This window comes from Bradyrhizobium lupini (genome assembly GCF_040939785.1).
GTDB lineage: Bacteria > Pseudomonadota > Alphaproteobacteria > Rhizobiales > Xanthobacteraceae > Bradyrhizobium > Bradyrhizobium canariense_D.
On the sequence record NZ_CP162553.1, the window covers coordinates 2,948,977 to 2,965,441 of the forward strand.

At 63.9% G+C, this 16,465-nt stretch carries 12 protein-coding genes and 2 pseudogenes; 12 read left to right on the top strand and 2 right to left on the bottom strand.

The window, feature by feature from the left end; translation table 11 throughout:
- The first annotated feature begins 41 nt into the window (after window positions 1-41).
- The 9 genes from AB3L03_RS14015 to AB3L03_RS14055 all read left to right on the top strand — a co-directional run bounded on the left by AB3L03_RS14015 (window position 42) and on the right by AB3L03_RS14055 (window position 11,340).
- Window positions 42-839, top strand: a complete 798-nt coding sequence (locus tag AB3L03_RS14015; RefSeq protein WP_007599710.1) for an ABC transporter ATP-binding protein — start codon at window positions 42-44, stop codon at window positions 837-839.
- A complete protein-coding gene (locus AB3L03_RS14020) occupies window positions 836-1,549 on the top strand; it encodes an ABC transporter ATP-binding protein (protein ID WP_007599709.1) in 714 nt (237 codons plus the stop codon). The genes AB3L03_RS14015 and AB3L03_RS14020 overlap by 4 nt, the downstream gene beginning before the upstream one ends.
- 12 nt (window positions 1,550-1,561) lie before the next feature.
- Window positions 1,562-2,440, top strand: coding sequence for a branched-chain amino acid ABC transporter permease (locus tag AB3L03_RS14025; RefSeq protein ID WP_007599708.1), 879 nt, complete (start codon window positions 1,562-1,564; stop codon window positions 2,438-2,440).
- Window positions 2,441-2,442: 2 nt separating this feature from the next.
- Window positions 2,443-3,459 (top strand): branched-chain amino acid ABC transporter permease, encoded by a 1,017-nt coding sequence (locus AB3L03_RS14030; RefSeq protein ID WP_026233593.1) that lies wholly within the window; start codon window positions 2,443-2,445, stop codon window positions 3,457-3,459.
- A gap of 31 nt (window positions 3,460-3,490) precedes the next feature.
- Window positions 3,491-4,726 carry an ABC transporter substrate-binding protein gene (locus tag AB3L03_RS14035; protein WP_368508813.1) on the top strand — a complete coding sequence of 412 codons (1,236 nt, stop codon included), beginning with the start codon at window positions 3,491-3,493 and terminating at the stop codon, window positions 4,724-4,726.
- A gap of 121 nt (window positions 4,727-4,847) precedes the next feature.
- Window positions 4,848-6,074, top strand: a complete 1,227-nt coding sequence (locus AB3L03_RS14040) for an ABC transporter substrate-binding protein (protein WP_368508814.1) — start codon at window positions 4,848-4,850, stop codon at window positions 6,072-6,074.
- Window positions 6,075-6,313: 239 nt separating this feature from the next.
- Entirely contained in the window at window positions 6,314-7,543 is a 1,230-nt protein-coding gene (locus AB3L03_RS14045) for an ABC transporter substrate-binding protein (protein ID WP_204513262.1), read from the top strand.
- Window positions 7,544-7,683: 140 nt separating this feature from the next.
- Window positions 7,684-9,018 (top strand): glycerate kinase, encoded by a 1,335-nt coding sequence (locus AB3L03_RS14050; RefSeq protein WP_368508815.1) that lies wholly within the window; start codon window positions 7,684-7,686, stop codon window positions 9,016-9,018.
- Window positions 9,019-9,240: 222 nt separating this feature from the next.
- On the top strand, window positions 9,241-11,340 hold the full coding sequence (locus tag AB3L03_RS14055) for a putative bifunctional diguanylate cyclase/phosphodiesterase (protein ID WP_368508816.1): 2,100 nt from the start codon (window positions 9,241-9,243) through the stop codon (window positions 11,338-11,340).
- Window positions 11,341-11,398: 58 nt separating this feature from the next.
- On the opposite strand, the gene AB3L03_RS14060 is transcribed toward AB3L03_RS14055, so the two are convergent.
- Complete coding sequence (locus AB3L03_RS14060) at window positions 11,399-11,920, bottom strand: MarR family winged helix-turn-helix transcriptional regulator (RefSeq protein ID WP_085351833.1); 522 nt, start codon at window positions 11,918-11,920, stop codon at window positions 11,399-11,401.
- 176 nt (window positions 11,921-12,096) lie between these two features.
- Between AB3L03_RS14060 and AB3L03_RS14065 the strand changes: the two genes are divergently transcribed.
- The 3 genes and pseudogenes from AB3L03_RS14065 (at window position 12,097) to AB3L03_RS14075 (ending at window position 15,641) form a co-directional block, all read left to right on the top strand.
- The gene (locus AB3L03_RS14065) at window positions 12,097-13,137 is read left to right on the top strand and encodes a branched-chain amino acid ABC transporter permease (protein ID WP_368508817.1); all 1,041 of its coding nucleotides are present in this window, start codon (window positions 12,097-12,099) and stop codon (window positions 13,135-13,137) included.
- Between the two features lie 7 nt (window positions 13,138-13,144).
- Window positions 13,145-14,913 (top strand): annotated as a pseudogene (locus AB3L03_RS14070) (ATP-binding cassette domain-containing protein).
- Window positions 14,910-15,641, top strand: a complete 732-nt coding sequence (locus tag AB3L03_RS14075; RefSeq protein ID WP_018458475.1) for an ABC transporter ATP-binding protein — start codon at window positions 14,910-14,912, stop codon at window positions 15,639-15,641. The pseudogene AB3L03_RS14070 and the gene AB3L03_RS14075 overlap by 4 nt, the downstream one beginning before the upstream one ends.
- 178 nt (window positions 15,642-15,819) lie before the next feature.
- Here the strand turns inward: AB3L03_RS14075 and AB3L03_RS14080 are convergent.
- Window positions 15,820-16,433 (bottom strand): annotated as a pseudogene (locus AB3L03_RS14080) (pyridoxamine 5'-phosphate oxidase family protein).
- Window positions 16,434-16,465 lie beyond the last annotated feature (32 nt).

The window sequence follows — 16,465 nt, forward strand, 5'->3', positions numbered from 1 at the left end:
ACATCGCCCCTTCGCTCACTGAACACAGTGGGCGAGACGAGATGACGCAGGCACAGCTCGCGCAGGGGACATCGCCCCTGCTCGCGGTTCGCGACGTCAGCGTCGTGTTCGGCGGCATCGTCGCGCTCAATGGTGTGTCCTTTGACATGCACAAGGGCCAGATCCTCGGCTTGATCGGCCCTAACGGCGCCGGCAAGACCACGCTCTTCAACTGCCTCTCGCGGCTCTACCAGCCGTCGTCCGGCGACATCCTGATGGAGGGCGCGAGCATCCTGACGCGCCCGCCGCACCGGATCGCGGAGATCGGCATCGGCCGCACCTTCCAGAACGTGGCGCTGTTTCCGAATTTGTCGGTGATGGACAATGTCCGCGTCGGCACCCATGCCCGCACCTCCAGCGACATCATCAGCGACTCGCTGCGGCTGGCCTGGGTTCGCCGCAGCGAGAGCGACGTCAACAAGAAGGTGCACGAGATCCTCGCCTATCTCGACCTCGAGGACGTCGCCCACACCGTCGTGTCGGGCCTGCCGTTCGGCACGCAGAAGCGCGTCGAGCTGGCGCGCGCGCTCGCTGCCGATCCGAAGATCCTGCTGCTCGACGAGCCCGCCGGCGGCCTCAACCACGAGGAAGTCTACGTGCTCGGCGACCTCATCCGCCGCATCCGCGACGAACGCCACATGACCGTGCTGCTGGTCGAGCATCACATGGGCCTCGTGATGTCGATCGCCGACCACGTCGTCGCGCTGAATTTCGGCAAGAAGCTCGCGGAAGGCACGCCCGCCCAGGTGCAGGCGGATCCCGACGTCATCAAGGCCTATCTCGGGAGCAAGGACCAATGACGACGCTGCTCAACGTCAAGGACCTGCGCGCTTATTACGGCCAGGTCCAGGCCCTCCACGGTCTGTCCTTCTCGCTCAGCGAGGGATCGCTGACCACGTTGCTGGGGGCCAACGGCGCCGGCAAGACCACCACGCTGCGCGCGATCTGCAACATGGTGCGCTCAACCGGCGGCATCGAGTTCGACGGCAAGCCGCTGAACAACCGCTCCACCGAGAGCATCGTGCGGTTCGGCATCGCCCATGTGCCGCAGGGCCGCGGCACCTTCACCACCATGACGGTGGAGGAAAACCTCCAGCTCGGCGCGATCACCCGCAAGGACAGCGCCGGCATCGTCTCCGACATCGAGCGCATGTATGCGCATTTCCCGGTGCTGAAGCAGCGGCATACCCAACAGGCCGGCACGCTCTCGGGCGGCGAGCAGCAGATGCTGGCGGTCGCCCGCGCCCTGATGCTGCGGCCGCGGCTGATGCTGCTGGACGAGCCTTCGTTCGGCCTGGCGCCGCTGGTGGTGCGCGACCTGTTCGGCATCCTCGGCAAGATCAACCGCGAGGACAAGGTGTCGATCCTGGTGGTCGAGCAGAACGCCCAGCTCGCGCTGGAGCTCGCCGACCAGGCCTATGTGATCGAGACCGGGCGCATCGTGATGTCGGGCAACGCCAAGGACATCGCGAACAACGAAGAAATCCGCAAATCCTACCTGGGTTACTGAGGAGCCGGCACGATGGAGCTGTTCACCAACCAAGTGCTGGCCGGCATCGCCACGGGCGCGATCTACGCCTGCATGGCGCTCGCCGTGGTCATGATCTATCAGGCGATCGACCATCTCAACTTCGCCCAGGGTGAGATGGCGATGTTCTCGACCTTCATCTCCTGGCAGCTGATGCAATGGGGCATCCCATATTGGGCTGCCTTCGTGATCACGCTGGCATTGTCCTTTGTCGGCGGCATCGCGATCGAGCGCATCCTGTTCAAGCCGCTCGCCAAGGCGCCGGTGCTGACCAACGTCGCCGGCTTTATCGCGCTGTTCGCGATCATCAACTCCTCGGCCGGCCTGATCTGGGACTTCACCATTAAGCAGTATCCGACCCCGTTCGGCTCCTCGCCCTTCCTCGGCAGCCAGCTGATCTCGACCCACCAGGCCGGCATGATCGGCGTCACCGTGCTGCTGCTGCTCGGCCTCTACTTCTTCTTCCAGTACACCAAGATCGGCCTCGCCATGCGCGCGGCCGCCTCCGTGCCTGAATCGGCCCGACTGGTCGGCATCAACACGAGCTGGATGATCGCGCTCGGCTGGGGCATGGCGTCCGCGATCGGTGCGATCGCCGGCATGCTGATCGCACCGGTCGTGTTCCTCGAGCCCAATATGATGGGCGGCGTGCTGATCTACGGCTTCGCCGCGGCGGTGCTCGGCGGACTGACCAGCCCGTTCGGCGCCGTGGTCGGCGGCTTCCTGGTCGGCGTCTTCGAGAACCTCGCCGGCACCTACATTCCCGGCGTCGGCAACGAGCTGAAGCTTCCGATCGCGCTCGCGCTGATCATTTCCGTCCTGGTCGTCAAACCCGCTGGCCTGTTCGGCCGGCAAATCGTCAAGCGAGTTTGATCATGAGCGCTGCAGAAGACGTCGTCACGGAAGCCCCGGCCGTCGAGGCGGTTCCGAAGCGGGCGATGACGCTGGGCACGGGCACCTCTCTGTTGGTGCTGGCGGTGCTGTTGATCGTGCCGGTGTTCGTCAAGAACTTCATCATCTTCCAGATGACGATGCTCCTGATCTACGGGCTCGCGGTGCTGGCCTTGAACATCCTGACGGGCGGCTCCGGCCAGTTCTCGCTCGGCCAGAGCGCCTTCTACGCCGTGGGCGCTTATACGTCGGCGGTGCTGATGGAGTACTTCAACGTCAACTATGCGCTGACAATTCCGATTTCCGCCGCGGTCTGCTTCGCATTCGGCTACCTGTTCGGCAAGCCGGCGCTGCGGCTGTCGGGCGTCTATCTCGCGCTCGCGACCTTTGCGCTTGCCACCGCGATGCCGCAGCTGCTGAAGCTGAACTTCCTCGAGCACTGGACCGGCGGCGTGCAGGGCCTCGTCGTCACCAAGCCCGACGCGCCGTTCGGGCTGCCTATGTCGCAGGACACCTGGCTCTACTACTTCTCGCTCGCCGTCGTGCTCGCGATCTACATCTTCTCGGTCAACCTGCTGCGCTCCCGGTCGGGCCGCGCCTTCATGGCGATCCGCGACAACGAGATCGCGGCCTCCTCGATGGGCGTCAACGTCGCACTGTACAAGACGCTGGCCTTCGGCGTGTCCGCCGGCATCACCGGCGTTGCCGGCTCGCTTGGCGCCATCGCCGTGCAGTTCGTCGCGCCCGACAGCTACACGATCACGCTGGCGATCTCGCTGTTCCTCGGCATGGTCGTCGGTGGCGTCGGCTGGCTGCCCGGCTCGTTCGTCGGCGCCGCCTTCATCATCTTCGTGCCGAACATGGCGGAGGGCATCTCCAAGGGCCTCTCCGGCGCGGTGTTCGGCGTACTCCTGTTCGCCGTCATCTACCTCGTGCCGCACGGCGCGAGGCAGATTGCGATCATGGGCCAGCAACTCGTCGGCCGGCTCAGAAAGAACTGACAACCCGTTGATTAAGCTAAGGAGACCCGAATTGTTTTTTGAAAGAACACTGCGAACCGCTGCGCTGGTGACGGCAACGGCGGTCATCACTCTCACCTCCGGCGCCGCATTCGCCCAGAAAAAATATGACACCGGCGCGTCCGATACCGAGATCAAGATCGGCAACATCATGCCGTATAGCGGTCCGGCCTCGGCCTATGGCATCATCGGCAAGACCGAAGAAGCCTACTTCAAGATGATCAACGACAAGGGCGGCATCAACGGCCGCAAGATCAACTTCGTCACCTATGACGACGGCTATTCGCCGCCGAAGGCCGTCGAGCAGGTCCGCAAGCTGGTCGAGAGCGACGAGGTGATCGTCGTGTTCAACCCGCTCGGCACGCCCTCGAACAGCGCGATCCAGAAATACCTCAACGCCAAGAAGATCCCGCAGCTGTTCGTCGCCACCGGCGCCACCAAGTGGAATGACCCGAAGAACTTCCCCTGGACCATGGGCTGGCAGCCGTCCTACCAGAGCGAAGCGCAGATCTACGCGAAATGGCTGTTGAAGGAAAAGCCGGACGCCAAGATCGCGATCCTCTATCAGAACGACGATTTCGGCAAAGACTACCTCAAGGGCACCAAGGACGGCCTGGGCGCCAAGGGCGCGTCCATGATCATCATGGAAGAAAGCTACGAGGTGTCCGAACCCTCGATCGACGGTCACATCGTCAAGATCAAGGCGGCCAATCCCGACGTCCTGCTGATCTACGCGACGCCGAAGTTCGCGGCCCAGACCATCAAGAAGACCGCCGAGCTGAGCTGGAAGCCGCTGCAGATCCTCACCAACGTGTCGATCTCGGTCGGCAGCGTGATGAAGCCGGCCGGCTTCGAGGCCTCGCAGGGCGTGCTGTCGGCGGCCTATGCCAAGGACTCCACGGACCCGCAGTGGGCCAACGACCCCGGCATGAAGAAGTGGAACGAGTTCGTCGACAAGTACATGCCGGGTGCCGACAAGTCCGACACCAGCATGGTCTACGGCTACGGCGCGGCGTCGACGCTGGCCAAGGTCCTGGAGATGTGCGGCGACGATCTGACCCGGGCCAACATCATGAAGCAGGCGGCCTCGTTGAAGGATTTCGCACCGGATACCCTGCTGCCCGGCGTCAAGATCAACACCAGCCCAACCGACTTCGCCCTGATCGCCCAGCTCCAGATGCAGCGTTTCAAGGGCGAGAAGTGGGAACTCTTCGGCGAGATCATCAGCGGCGACATCGCCACGGAGTGACGCTCTGACGCTATAGTCCGACACATCGAGAAGCCCCCGCGAACGAATCGCGGGGGCTTTTTGTTGACGTCCCGCATCAATCTTGTTCAATGCGGCGGCGATCCGTTCCGGGTGGAGAAAGATGACTGCCGTTCGATTTCAGGTTGCGGGCGTTCTGGCCGCATTCGCGTTGTGCACTGCGATGAGCGGCCCGGTCCTGGCGCAGAAGAAATACGACAGCGGCGCTTCCGATACCGAGATCAAAATCGGCAACATCATGCCCTATAGCGGCCCGGCCTCCGCCTATGCGGCGATCGGCAAGGCCGAGGAAGCCTATTTCAACAAGATCAATGCCGAGGGCGGCATCGGCGGCCGCACGATCAAGTTCATCTCCTACGACGACGGCTATTCGCCGCCGAAGACGGTGGAGCAGGCCCGCAAGCTGTTCGAGAGCGACGGGGTGCTGCTGATCTTCGGCTCGCTCGGCACCTCCACCAACGGCGCCATCCGCAAATACATGAACGAGAAGAAGGTGCCGCAATTGTTCGTGGCGAGCGGCGCTTCGAAGTGGAACGATCCGAAGCAATATCCCTGGACCATGGGCTGGCAGCCGAGCTACGCCAGCGAGGCGCGCATCTACGCCAAATACATCATGAAGGAGAAGCCGGACGGCAAGATCGGCGTGCTCTATCAGAACGACGATTTCGGCAAGGACTACCTGAAAGGGCTGAAGGATGGCCTTGGACCCAAGGCCTCGATGATCGTGCTGGAAGACGGTTACGACACGTCGGAGCCGGCAATCGACGAGCACGTTGTGAAATTGAAGGCCTCCGGCGCCGACATTTTCGTCAGCATCACCACCCCGAAATTTGCAGCGCAGGCGATCAAGAAGGCGGCCGAGATCGGCTGGCATCCGGTCCACATCATCTCCAACGTCTCGGCCTCGGTCGGCGGCGTACTCGAGCCGGCGGGGCTCGAGATCTCGCAAGGGATCCTGTCGGCGAGCTACACCAAGGACGCCTCCGACCCGCAATGGAATGCCGATGACGGCATGAAGAAATTCTACAACTTCCTCGCCAAATACGATCCCAAGGCCAACAAGCTCGATGCCGGCGTGGTGTTCGGCTATGCCGCCGCGCAGACCATGGTGAAGGTGCTGCAAATGTGCGGTGACGACCTCACCCGCGACAACGTCATGAAGCAGGCCGCCTCCTTGAAGGATTTCCAGCCCGACACGCTGTTGCCAGGCATCAAGATCAACACCGCAGCCGACGATTTCGCCCCGATCGAGCAGCTCCAGATGATGCGCTTCAAGGGCAAGAAGTGGGAGCTGTTCGGGGACGTGATCTCGAGCGAGCTCGACCACTGAAGCCGCGCAACTCAAACTCGCTCCTGATCGGCTCATCAACTCAAGCGGATGTATCTTCTCGCAGTCGCACACGAGCGCGCGGCCGCCCCTGACTACTAAAGAAGCAGCCTCCGCGACCCCGCCGCAGGGGCTTTCTGTTGTAGGCATCAGGTAAATCGTATTGAATTGCGGCTGCGTCACCAAAAACAGGCAACACAAGAAAAGGGACGCACACACACCAAGAAAATAGGGAGATAGGAATGCCCGCTGTCACCGGCAAACTTGCGGCCGCGTCACTGGCGCTCGCGCTCATTGCGGCCTTGGCCTCCACTGCATCGGCCCAGAAGAAATACGACACCGGCGCGACCGATACCGAGATCAAGGTCGGCAACATCATGCCTTACAGCGGACCGGCCTCCGCCTACGGCATCATCGGACGGACCGAAGCTGCCTATTTCAAGAAGATCAACGACGAAGGCGGCATCAACGGTCGCAAGATCAACTTCATCAGCTACGACGACGCCTACTCGCCGCCGAAAACGGTGGAGCAGGCGCGCAAGCTGGTCGAGAGCGACGAGGTGCTGTTCATCTTCAACTCGCTCGGCACGCCGCCGAACTCGGCGATCCACAAATACATGAACTCGAAGAAGGTGCCGCAGCTCTTCGTCGCCACCGGCGCCACCAAGTGGAACGATCCGCAGAACTTCCCCTGGACCATGGGGTGGCAGCCCAACTACCAGAGCGAGACGCAGATCTACGCGAAGTGGCTGCTGAAGAACAAGCCCGACGCCAAGATCGCCGTGCTGTTCCAGAACGACGATTACGGCAAGGATTATCTCAAGGGCCTGAAGGACGGCCTCGGCGCCAAAGCCGCGTCGATGATCGTCGTGGAGGAGAGCTACGAGACCTCCGAACCGACCATCGACAACCACATCGTCAAGCTGAAGTCGACCGGCGCCGACGTCTTCATGAACATCACGACGCCGAAATTCGCAGCCCAGGCGATCAAGAAGAACGCCGAGATCGGCTGGAAGCCGCTGCACTTCCTCAACAACGTCTCTGCCTCCGTCGGCAGCGTGATGAAGCCTGCCGGCTTCGAGAACGGCCAGGACATCATCTCGGCCGATTATCTGAAGGACGTCTCGGATCCGCAGTGGGCCAATGATGCCGGCATGAAGGACTTTCTCGCCTTCATGACCAAATACTTCCCCGAGGGCGACAAGCTCGATAAGGGCACGATCGTCGGCTATGCCGTGGCCCAGACCCTGGTTCAGGTCTTGAAGCAGTGCGGTGACGATCTCACGCGCGAGAACGTCATGAAGCAAGCGGCGAATCTGAAGGACTTCCGCACCGAGGCCCTGCTGCCGGGCGTGAAGATCAACACCTCGCCGACCGATTTCGCGCCGATCAGCCAGCTTCAACTCGAGAAGTTCAAAGGCGAGAAGTTTGAGCTGTTCGGAGACGTGATCAGCGCCGACGTCGGCGGCTAGCCCCATCAAGGACGCGACGACGGAACCCCCTGCGAACCATCGCAGGGGTTTTTTGCTTGCGCGGCGATTATGATCACGCGATTGCACAATCGAATGATGGCAAAGCCGGCTTACGCTTTGGCGCATGATGCGGTAGGCAGGTGAGCGGCGCGTTCGCCGCCAGTCTTTCCTGTCCGCTCAAGGCCCTTCGTCATGACCGACCGACGCCCCCTGCTCCGCGCGCTCTACGACGCCGCCGTTGCCGCCGCTCATCCGAGCACAATTCTGGCGCCGCACCTGCGGCCCGCGCCAAGGGACGCGTGATCTGTCTCGCCGCCGGCAAGGGCGCGGCCGCGATGGCCGCCGCCGCCGAGCGGCATTATCTCGACACGCTCGGGCTCGCACCGGAACGCCTCGTCGGCATCGCCACCACGCGTCACGGCTACGGCGTGCCGACGCGCCGCATCCGCGTGGTCGAGGCCGGTCATCCCGTGCCCGACGAAGCCGGCCTGAAGGGCGCGGCCGACACGCTGGCGCTCGCGGCCGAGGCCGGGCCGGACGATCTGCTCTTGGTGCTGCTCACCGGCGGCGGCTCGGCGAACTGGATCGCGCCCGTCAACGGCATCAGCTTCGGGCAGAAGCAGGCGGTCAACAAGGCGCTGCTCCGCTCCGGCGCGCCGATCGGCGAGATGAATGTCGTGCGCAAGCATCTGTCGCGGATCAAGGGCGGGCGGCTGGCGCGCGCCGGCAAAAATGCCGCCGAGATCGTGACGCTTGCGATTTCCGACGTGCCGCATGACGATCCCTCCGCGATCGCCTCAGGTCCGACCGTGCCCGATCCGACCACGCTCAATGATGCGCGCGCCATTGTCGCCAGGTACAAGCTCGACATCGACGATGCCGTCCGCCGCGCGCTGGACGACCCCGCCAACGAGAGCTGCAAGCCCGGTGATGCCGCCTTCGCGCGCGCGCATTTCGAATTGATCGCACGTCCGAAGCAATCGCTCGACGCTGCGGTCAAACTCGCGCATGAGGCCGGTTACGAGACGATCGATCTCGGCGCCGACCTCGAAGGGGAGGCCCGCGACGTTGCCGCCGATCACGCCAGGCTGGCGCTTCAGGCCCGCGCGCAGGGCAAGCGGGTCGCGATCCTCTCCGGCGGCGAGCTCACGGTCACCGTGCGCGGCAATGGCCGCGGCGGGCCGAACCAGGAATATGCGCTGGCGCTCGCCGGCCTCTTGAAGGACACGCCTGACATCTCCGCGCTCGCCGGCGACACCGACGGCGCCGATGGCGGTGCCGGCAATCCCACTGATCCCGCCGGCGCGCTGATCGACGCGGCGACGTTCGCGAAGATGGCGGCGCAGCGGCTGGAGCCGCAGGCCTATCTCGACAACAACGACGCGACCACGTTCTTCGAGGCGACGGGCGACCTGTTGCTGCCGGGGCCCACGCTGACCAATGTGAACGACATCAGGGTAATCCTGGTCGACTGACACGGCGGCATCGCCATCCCGCCGGCGCCCCGCGCGGTTCGGCGGGACGACATGGTTAACGATCTCTGAATTCTCGTCGGTGTCCTCTTTTCCAGGGGGCGGGCATCGCCGCCCTTAACCTCGCGTTCGCCGCAGTTTCAGGAACATGTCCCGAAATTGGGCGAATTGTCGGGCTGATTCACCACCGCCTGCTCTAATCGCGTCGTCCCGGGGGCAACGCGCATGGGGGAGAGTGATCAGGAGGTCGCAAGCATTGATCCGCTTGTGCTCGGCGAGTTGCTCAAGTGCGCCGCCAATAATCTGTGGCTTGGGATCATCCTCTTTGGCAGCGACCGCAGGGTCATTTTCTGCAACCCGCGCTACCGCGAGATGTACGCGCTCTCGCCCGACCAGGTGCACCCGGGCACGCCGATCAAGGACCTGATCGAGCATCGGCTCAAACTGGGCCTGAGCATCGGCGGAGAAGCCGGCGCCTATGTCCGTGCCCGCACCGAGGGTTCGGTCGTCAGCGAGCAGACGGTCCAGCAATTCGCCGACGGACGAATCATCGCCTACACCATTCATCCCCTGCCCGACGGCGGCGGCATGGCGACGCACGAGGACATTACAGAGCGCGAAGAGCTCAGTCGGCGGTTGCAGGAGCGCAACTTCCAGTTCGACATCGCGATCAACAACATGTCGCACGGACTCTGCTTCTTCAGCGCCGACCATCGGCTGGTGGTCTGCAACACGCACTTTATCGAGATGTACGGCCTGCCGCCCGACCGCGTTCGTCCGGGCACGCCGCTCCAGGAGATCCTCGACCTACGCTACGAGGTCGGCAGCGTGCCGGCGATGACGCGGGAGGAATACGCCAAATGGCGGACCGATGTCGCCATGTCAGCCGAGGCCATGGACCGCATCGTCGAGATGCAGAACGGGCGAACCTTCAAGATCAGGCACCGACCGATGCCCGATCTCGGGTGGGTCGCGACCCACGAAGACATCACCGAGCAGCGCAAGGCGGAATTGCAGATTGCGCATATGGCGCACCACGACGCGCTGACGGACCTCGCCAATCGCGCCCTGCTCGGTCAGCGCCTCAAGCAGGCGCTCGAACAGGGCGGGATGTTCGCGATCCACCACGTCGATCTCGACAAGTTCAAGGCCGTCAACGACACCCTGGGCCACCAGGCCGGCGACATCCTGCTGCAGGATGTCAGCCGCCGCCTCAAGCAGCTCGCGCGCGACAGCGATACGGTCGCGCGCATGGGTGGCGATGAATTCGTGATCCTCCAGACGCCGATTTCCGATTCGAGCGAGGCGGACCTGCTGGCGCGCGACGTTGTCAGGACGCTGAGTGCTCCGTTCGGGCTCGACGGACACCAGACCATTGCGGGCGCGAGCATCGGGATCGCGATTGCGCCTGGCGACGGCTCGACGCCCGAGCAACTCCTGCACAATGCCGATCTGGCCCTGTATCGCGCGAAAAGCGACGGCCGCGGCATGCACTGCTTCTTCGAACCGGCCATGGGCGAAGAAGCGCAAAGCCGTCGCGGGCTGGAGCAGGACCTGCGCAACGGCCTTGCCGCCGGCCAGTTCGAACTGCACTACCAGCCGGTCGTGAAGACCGACGGCGGCGATATCAGCGGCTTCGAAGCCTTGATCCGTTGGCGACATCCAGGGCGCGGACTGGTCGCGCCGAACAGCTTTATCCCGCTTGCGGAAGAGATCGGCCTGATCGTGCCGATCGGCGAATGGGTGATCCGGCAGGCCTGTGCCACTGCAAGCCGGTGGCCGAACCATCTGCACGTCGCCGTCAACATCTCGGCGGTGCAATTCCGCCAGCCGGGCCTGACGGAGGTGATCGTCGGCGCGCTGGCGGCCTCCGGCCTCGATCCGCGGCGGCTGGAGATCGAGATCACGGAAAGTGTTCTGCTGCAGGACAGGAACGGGACGCTGACGACGCTGCACCAGCTCCGCGCACTGGGCATCAAGGTCGCCATGGACGATTTCGGCACCGGCTATTCGTCACTGACCTATCTGCAATGCTTCCCCTTCGACAAGATCAAGATCGACCGGTCTTTCGTCAGCGGCGTGGAAAACAATGCGGCCTCCCTCAGCATCGTGCGGGCGGTGGCGGCACTGGCGCGCGGGATGGGCATGACGACGACGGCGGAGGGCGTGGAGACCGAGGAGCAACGGGACCGGATCGCAGCGGAGGGCTGCACCGAAATGCAGGGCTATCTGTTCAGCCCTCCCTTGCCCGCCCTGGAAATCGAGCGCCGTTTCCTGTCCGCGGAAGCAGCACCTGCCATGCCCCACCGGTTCGCCGCGGCGTAACCGTCGCCAGCCCGCCCGCGATTCCGGGCTCGATGGCCGGTCGCCGGGCAATCAACCGTCAAAACTCGTTGGCGATCTTCGAGAGCATCCCGAGCAGGGCTTCGCGGTTGGACGGCCCGAGCAGCTCGTTCAGCCGGGCCTCGTGCTTGGTGGCGACGAGCTTCTTGGCGCGCGCCAGCACGGCCTTGCCCTTGTCGGTCAGCACCAGGATGTGCGAGCGGCGGTCGTTGGTGGAGCGGATCCGCGCGCAAAGGTCGCGGCTCTCGAGATTGTCGAGCATCGCCACGAAATTCGGGCGCAGGATGCCGAGGGTGGAGGCGATCTCGGTCTGGTTACGGCCGGGGTTTTTCTCGACCAGCAGCAGCACGGAGAACTGCGCCGGCGTGAGCTGGAGCGAGGCCATGCAGCGCAGGAAGTTCTCGAACACCTTGAGCTGTGCCCGCTTCAGGACATAGCCGAGCTGCTCCGAGAGTTCGCCGAGCTGGAGGGCTTCGCCGGGCCCGTCGGCCGCGTCCTTGCGGCCCTTGGCTGTGTCGGCGGGTTTTTCAGAAGACTTTTCAGCGGTTTTGGAAACGGTCATCGCCTCATGCTCGCAATCCCGTTAAGTTCGGGAGGATCGTTCGCCACTCTTGATGTTATATTTGATAATTGTTATGGACCATATCAAATATCGTCAGCGCTGTTCAATGGCTGTGAGCGGACCGTCCACCACAATCAGGGGACCGGTCCTGAATCTTTGAGGGGGAGCGTCCGGTCTTGAATACCACCATCATGCTGTTCCTGCTGCAGGACGGCATCACCAATGGCGCAATCTATGCGCTGCTCGGCCTGGCGCTGGTGCTGGTGTTCGCCGTCACCCGCGTCATCCTCATTCCGCAAGGCGAATTCGTCACCTATGGCGCGCTGACCTATGCCTCGCTGGCCGCGGGCCAGATGCCGGGTACGGCGAAACTCGCGCTCGCCCTCGGCATTGGCGCCTTCGCGTTCGACCTGTTCGCCGCGCGCAAGGCGCTGCACGGACGCCTGATCCTGCGCAGCGTCATCACCAATATCGTGCTGCCGGCCATCGTGCTGGCGCTGACCGTCTACTACGCCGCTCAGAAGCCGCCGGTTGCGGTCTGCATCGCGCTGTCACTGGTGATCGTGGCGATGATCGGCCTGTTTCTCTACCGCATCGCATTCCAGCCGCTGGCGCACACCTCCGTGCTGGTGCTGTTGATCGCCTCGGTGGGCGTCCACCTCGCCCTTCAGGGTTTGGGCCTTTTGTTCTTCGGCGCCGAAGGCCAGCGCGGACCTGCCGTGCTGTCCGGCTCTTTCACCACCGGTGCGCTGCGCTTCACCGGCCAGAGCATCACGGTCTATGGCATTACCATCGCTTTCATCGTCGGGCTGTGGCTGTTTTTCGGGCTGACGCTCTACGGCAAGGCACTGCGCGCGACCGCCGTGAACCGGCTCGGTGCCCGGCTCGTCGGCATCCGCACCACGCTATCCGGGCAGATCGCCTTCCTGCTGGCGTCCGTCATCGGCGCACTGTCGGGCATCATGATCGTGCCGATCACGACGCTGTATTACGACTCGGGCTTCCTGATCGGCCTGAAGGGCTTTGTCGCCGCGATCATCGGCGGGCTTGTCAGCTACCCCCTCACCGCCGTCGCGGCGCTGGTCGTCGGCATCGTCGAGGCGTTCTCGTCCTTCTATGCCTCCAACTACAAGGAGGTGATCGTTTTCATGCTCTTGATTCCCGTGCTGCTGCTGCGCTCGCTCGCCGCGCCTGCGGTCGAGGAAGAGAAGGACTGACGCCAAGATGCAGAGCCGGCTCCCCATCCTCATCTTCGCGCTGATCATGGCGGCGATCCCGTTCGTTCCGGGCATGCCCCCATTCTGGATCGTGCTGCTCGACAATATCGGTCTCGCGGCCCTGGTCGCGATGGGCCTCGTGCTGCTGACCGGCGTCGGCGGCCTGACCTCGTTTGGACAAGCGGCCTTCGTCGGCTTCGGCGCCTACACCACTGCGGTGCTGTCGACGACCTACGGCATGTCGCCCTGGCTGACGCTACCGCTGTCGCTGGTGGTCAGCGGATTGCTGGCGGTGCTGCTCGGCCTCGTCACGGTCCGTCTCTCCGGTCATTATCTGCCGCTCGGCACGCTCGCCTGGGGACTCGGCTTGTTCTATCTCTTCAGCAAGCTGGAATTTTTGGGAAGAAACGACGGCATCTCGGCGATCCCGCCGCTGTCGATCGGCTCGTTCAAAATGCTCTCGCCCGGCTCGATCTACTACGCGATCTGGGTTGCCGTGATCCTCTCGGCGTTGCTCACAATGAACCTGCTGGACTCCCGCACCGGCCGCGCCATCCGCGCGCTCCGGCGCGGCCATGTCGCGGCCGAGGCGTTCGGCGTGCACACGCCGCGGGCGAAAATGCTGGTGTTCATCCATGCCGCCGTGCTCGCCGGCCTCTCCGGCTGGCTCTACGCCCATCTTCAACGCGCGGTGAACCCGACGCCGTTCGGCGCGCAGGCCGGCATCGAGTATCTCTTCATCGCCGTGGTCGGCGGCGCCGGCTATGTCTGGGGCGGCGTCCTGGGCGCGGCGCTCGTCGTGGTCCTGAAGGAAGTGCTGCAGAGCTACCTGCCGTTGATCCTGCCCGGCTCCGGCCAGGTTGAAACGATCGTGTTCGGCATCATGCTGGTGGCGCTGCTCCAGCTCGCACCCGGCGGCGTCTGGCCCTGGCTGATGTCGTTCCTGCCCCAGGCTACCGGTGGCAAAAGCCGGACACTTCGTTGAAACTGGAGCAGCGCACCCGCTCCCCCGGCCAATCCAGCGTCCTGCTCCAGGTCGAGAAGGCGCGGAAGCAATTTGGCGGCGTGGTCGCGGTGAACAACGTCTCCTTCGACGTTCAGGCTCGCGAGATCGTCGCGCTGATCGGCCCCAACGGCGCCGGCAAGAGCACCACCTTCAACCTGATCACCGGCGTGCTGTCCGCCAGCTCGGGCTCGATCTCCGTGCTCGGCAACAAGGTCGACAGGGCGCCGCCGCAGGAGATCGTCAAGCTCGGCATCTCCCGCACCTTCCAGCACGTCAAGCTGGTGCCTGATATGACCGTGCTGGAAAACGTCGCGATCGGCGCCCATCTGCGCGGCCATTCGGGGCCGATCTCCTCGATGCTGCGGCTCGACCGCACTGATGAGGCAAAGCTGCTCGCCGAAGCCGCCCGCCAGATCGAGCGCGTCGGACTTGGCGAGCAGATACATCAGCTCGCAGGCTCGCTCTCACTGGGACAGCAACGGATCGTCGAGATCGCCCGTGCGTTGTGCGTCGATCCGATGCTGCTGCTGCTCGACGAGCCGGCCGCCGGCCTGCGCCACATGGAGAAGGAGCGGCTCGCGACGCTGCTGCGCGAGCTGCGCGACGGCGGCATGAGCGTCCTGCTGGTCGAGCACGACATGGGCTTCGTCATGAACCTCGCCGACCGCATCGTGGTGCTCGATTTCGGCACCAAGATCGCGGAAGGAACGCCGGCCACGATCAAGACCAATCCCGAAGTGATCAAGGCCTATCTCGGAGTGGCGGCATGAGCGCGCTGTTGTCCGTCGCCAACGCCCATGTCGCATATGGCAAGGTCGAGGCCGTGCGCTCGGTCTCGCTCGAAGTCGGCCAGAACCAGATCGTCACCATCGTCGGCGCCAACGGCGCCGGCAAGACCACGCTGCTCTCCGCCATCATCGGCATCTTGCCGCTGAAAGGGCGTGTTTCATTCGCAGGTCAGGACCTGTCGCGGCTCGACATCGAGGACCGCGTCGCCATGGGGCTTGGCCTCGTTCCCGAGCACCGCGAATTGTTCGTGACCATGAATGTCGAGGACAATCTCGAGTTAGGGGCCTTCCGCATCGAGAGAAGCAAGGCGAAAGCCTCGATGGAGCGGGTCTACACGCTGTTTCCGCGGCTCAAGGAGCGGCGCAAGCAGCTCGCCGGCACGCTCTCCGGCGGCGAGCAGCAGATGCTTGCAATGGGCCGCGCACTGATGGGCGAGCCCAAGCTCCTGATGCTGGACGAGCCGAGCCTCGGCCTCGCCCCGATCATCGTCGCCGACATTTTCCGCATCGTCACCGAACTGCGCGCCGCCGGCGTCTCCGTGCTGCTGGTCGAGCAGAACGCGCAGGCGGCATTGAAGATCGCGGATCAGGCCTATGTCATGGAGCTCGGCGAGTTCGTGCTCAGCGGCAAGGCCAGCGACATCGCGGCGAACGAGCGCGTGGCGGCGAGCTATCTCGGCTTCCAGCACGAAGGCGCGAGTGTGTTGTAGTTTCGAGACGCTTCCTCAAACTCATCTGTCATCGTCCGCCTAGTGCGCAACTGCGCACAGGGGCGGACGATCCAGTATCCCAGAGACCGCTGTGCTGGAACCGAGACGCCGCGGCGTACTGGATGCCCCGCCTTCGCGGGGCATGACATCGGTGGATTCGGGGAGGCGAAGAGGCCGCTCAACTCGCTCCCTTCAGCCCCGCGACCTCCGCTTCCAGCTCCGCGATCTTCGCATCCCTTGCCGCCAGCGCCGCTGCCACATCCGTCGCGTCGAATTTTTGCGGGATGTGCTGCGGGCAGTTCGTGTCCCACGCTTCGATCTTGAACAGGATCACCTGCTCCGGCCGGGCGCGATAGCCTTTCGGCATCAGCGATGTCGTCAGCGCCTCGTCGTCCTCGACCACCCGCGCCTCGCCCCAGATCTTCACCCGGCGGCGATGGGCGTAGTCCATCACGAAGATGTAAGCCTTGGGGTTTTCGGACAGATTTCCCTGCGTGATGTATTGACGATTGCCCGCATAGTCCGTGAAGGCGAGCGTCTGCTTGTCCAGCACCTTCAAAACCCCTTCGGGCCGCCGCGATGCTGGATGTAGGGCTGGCCGTCGGCCGAGGCCGTGGCGAGATAGAAGCTGTTGGCGTCGGCCAGGAATGCCGCGAGGTTCTCATCGACCTCGGTGCGCCAGCCGCGCTGCTCGGCATGCGCATAGCCTTCGCGTGATCCCTTGCGGGTCTGGATCGACTTCACCGCCGGCGTGAACGCCACGTCGCTGGCGTAGGTGTGAGTTGCCGTCATCGGAACGTCTCCTGAAATCCCGGCGCATCCCT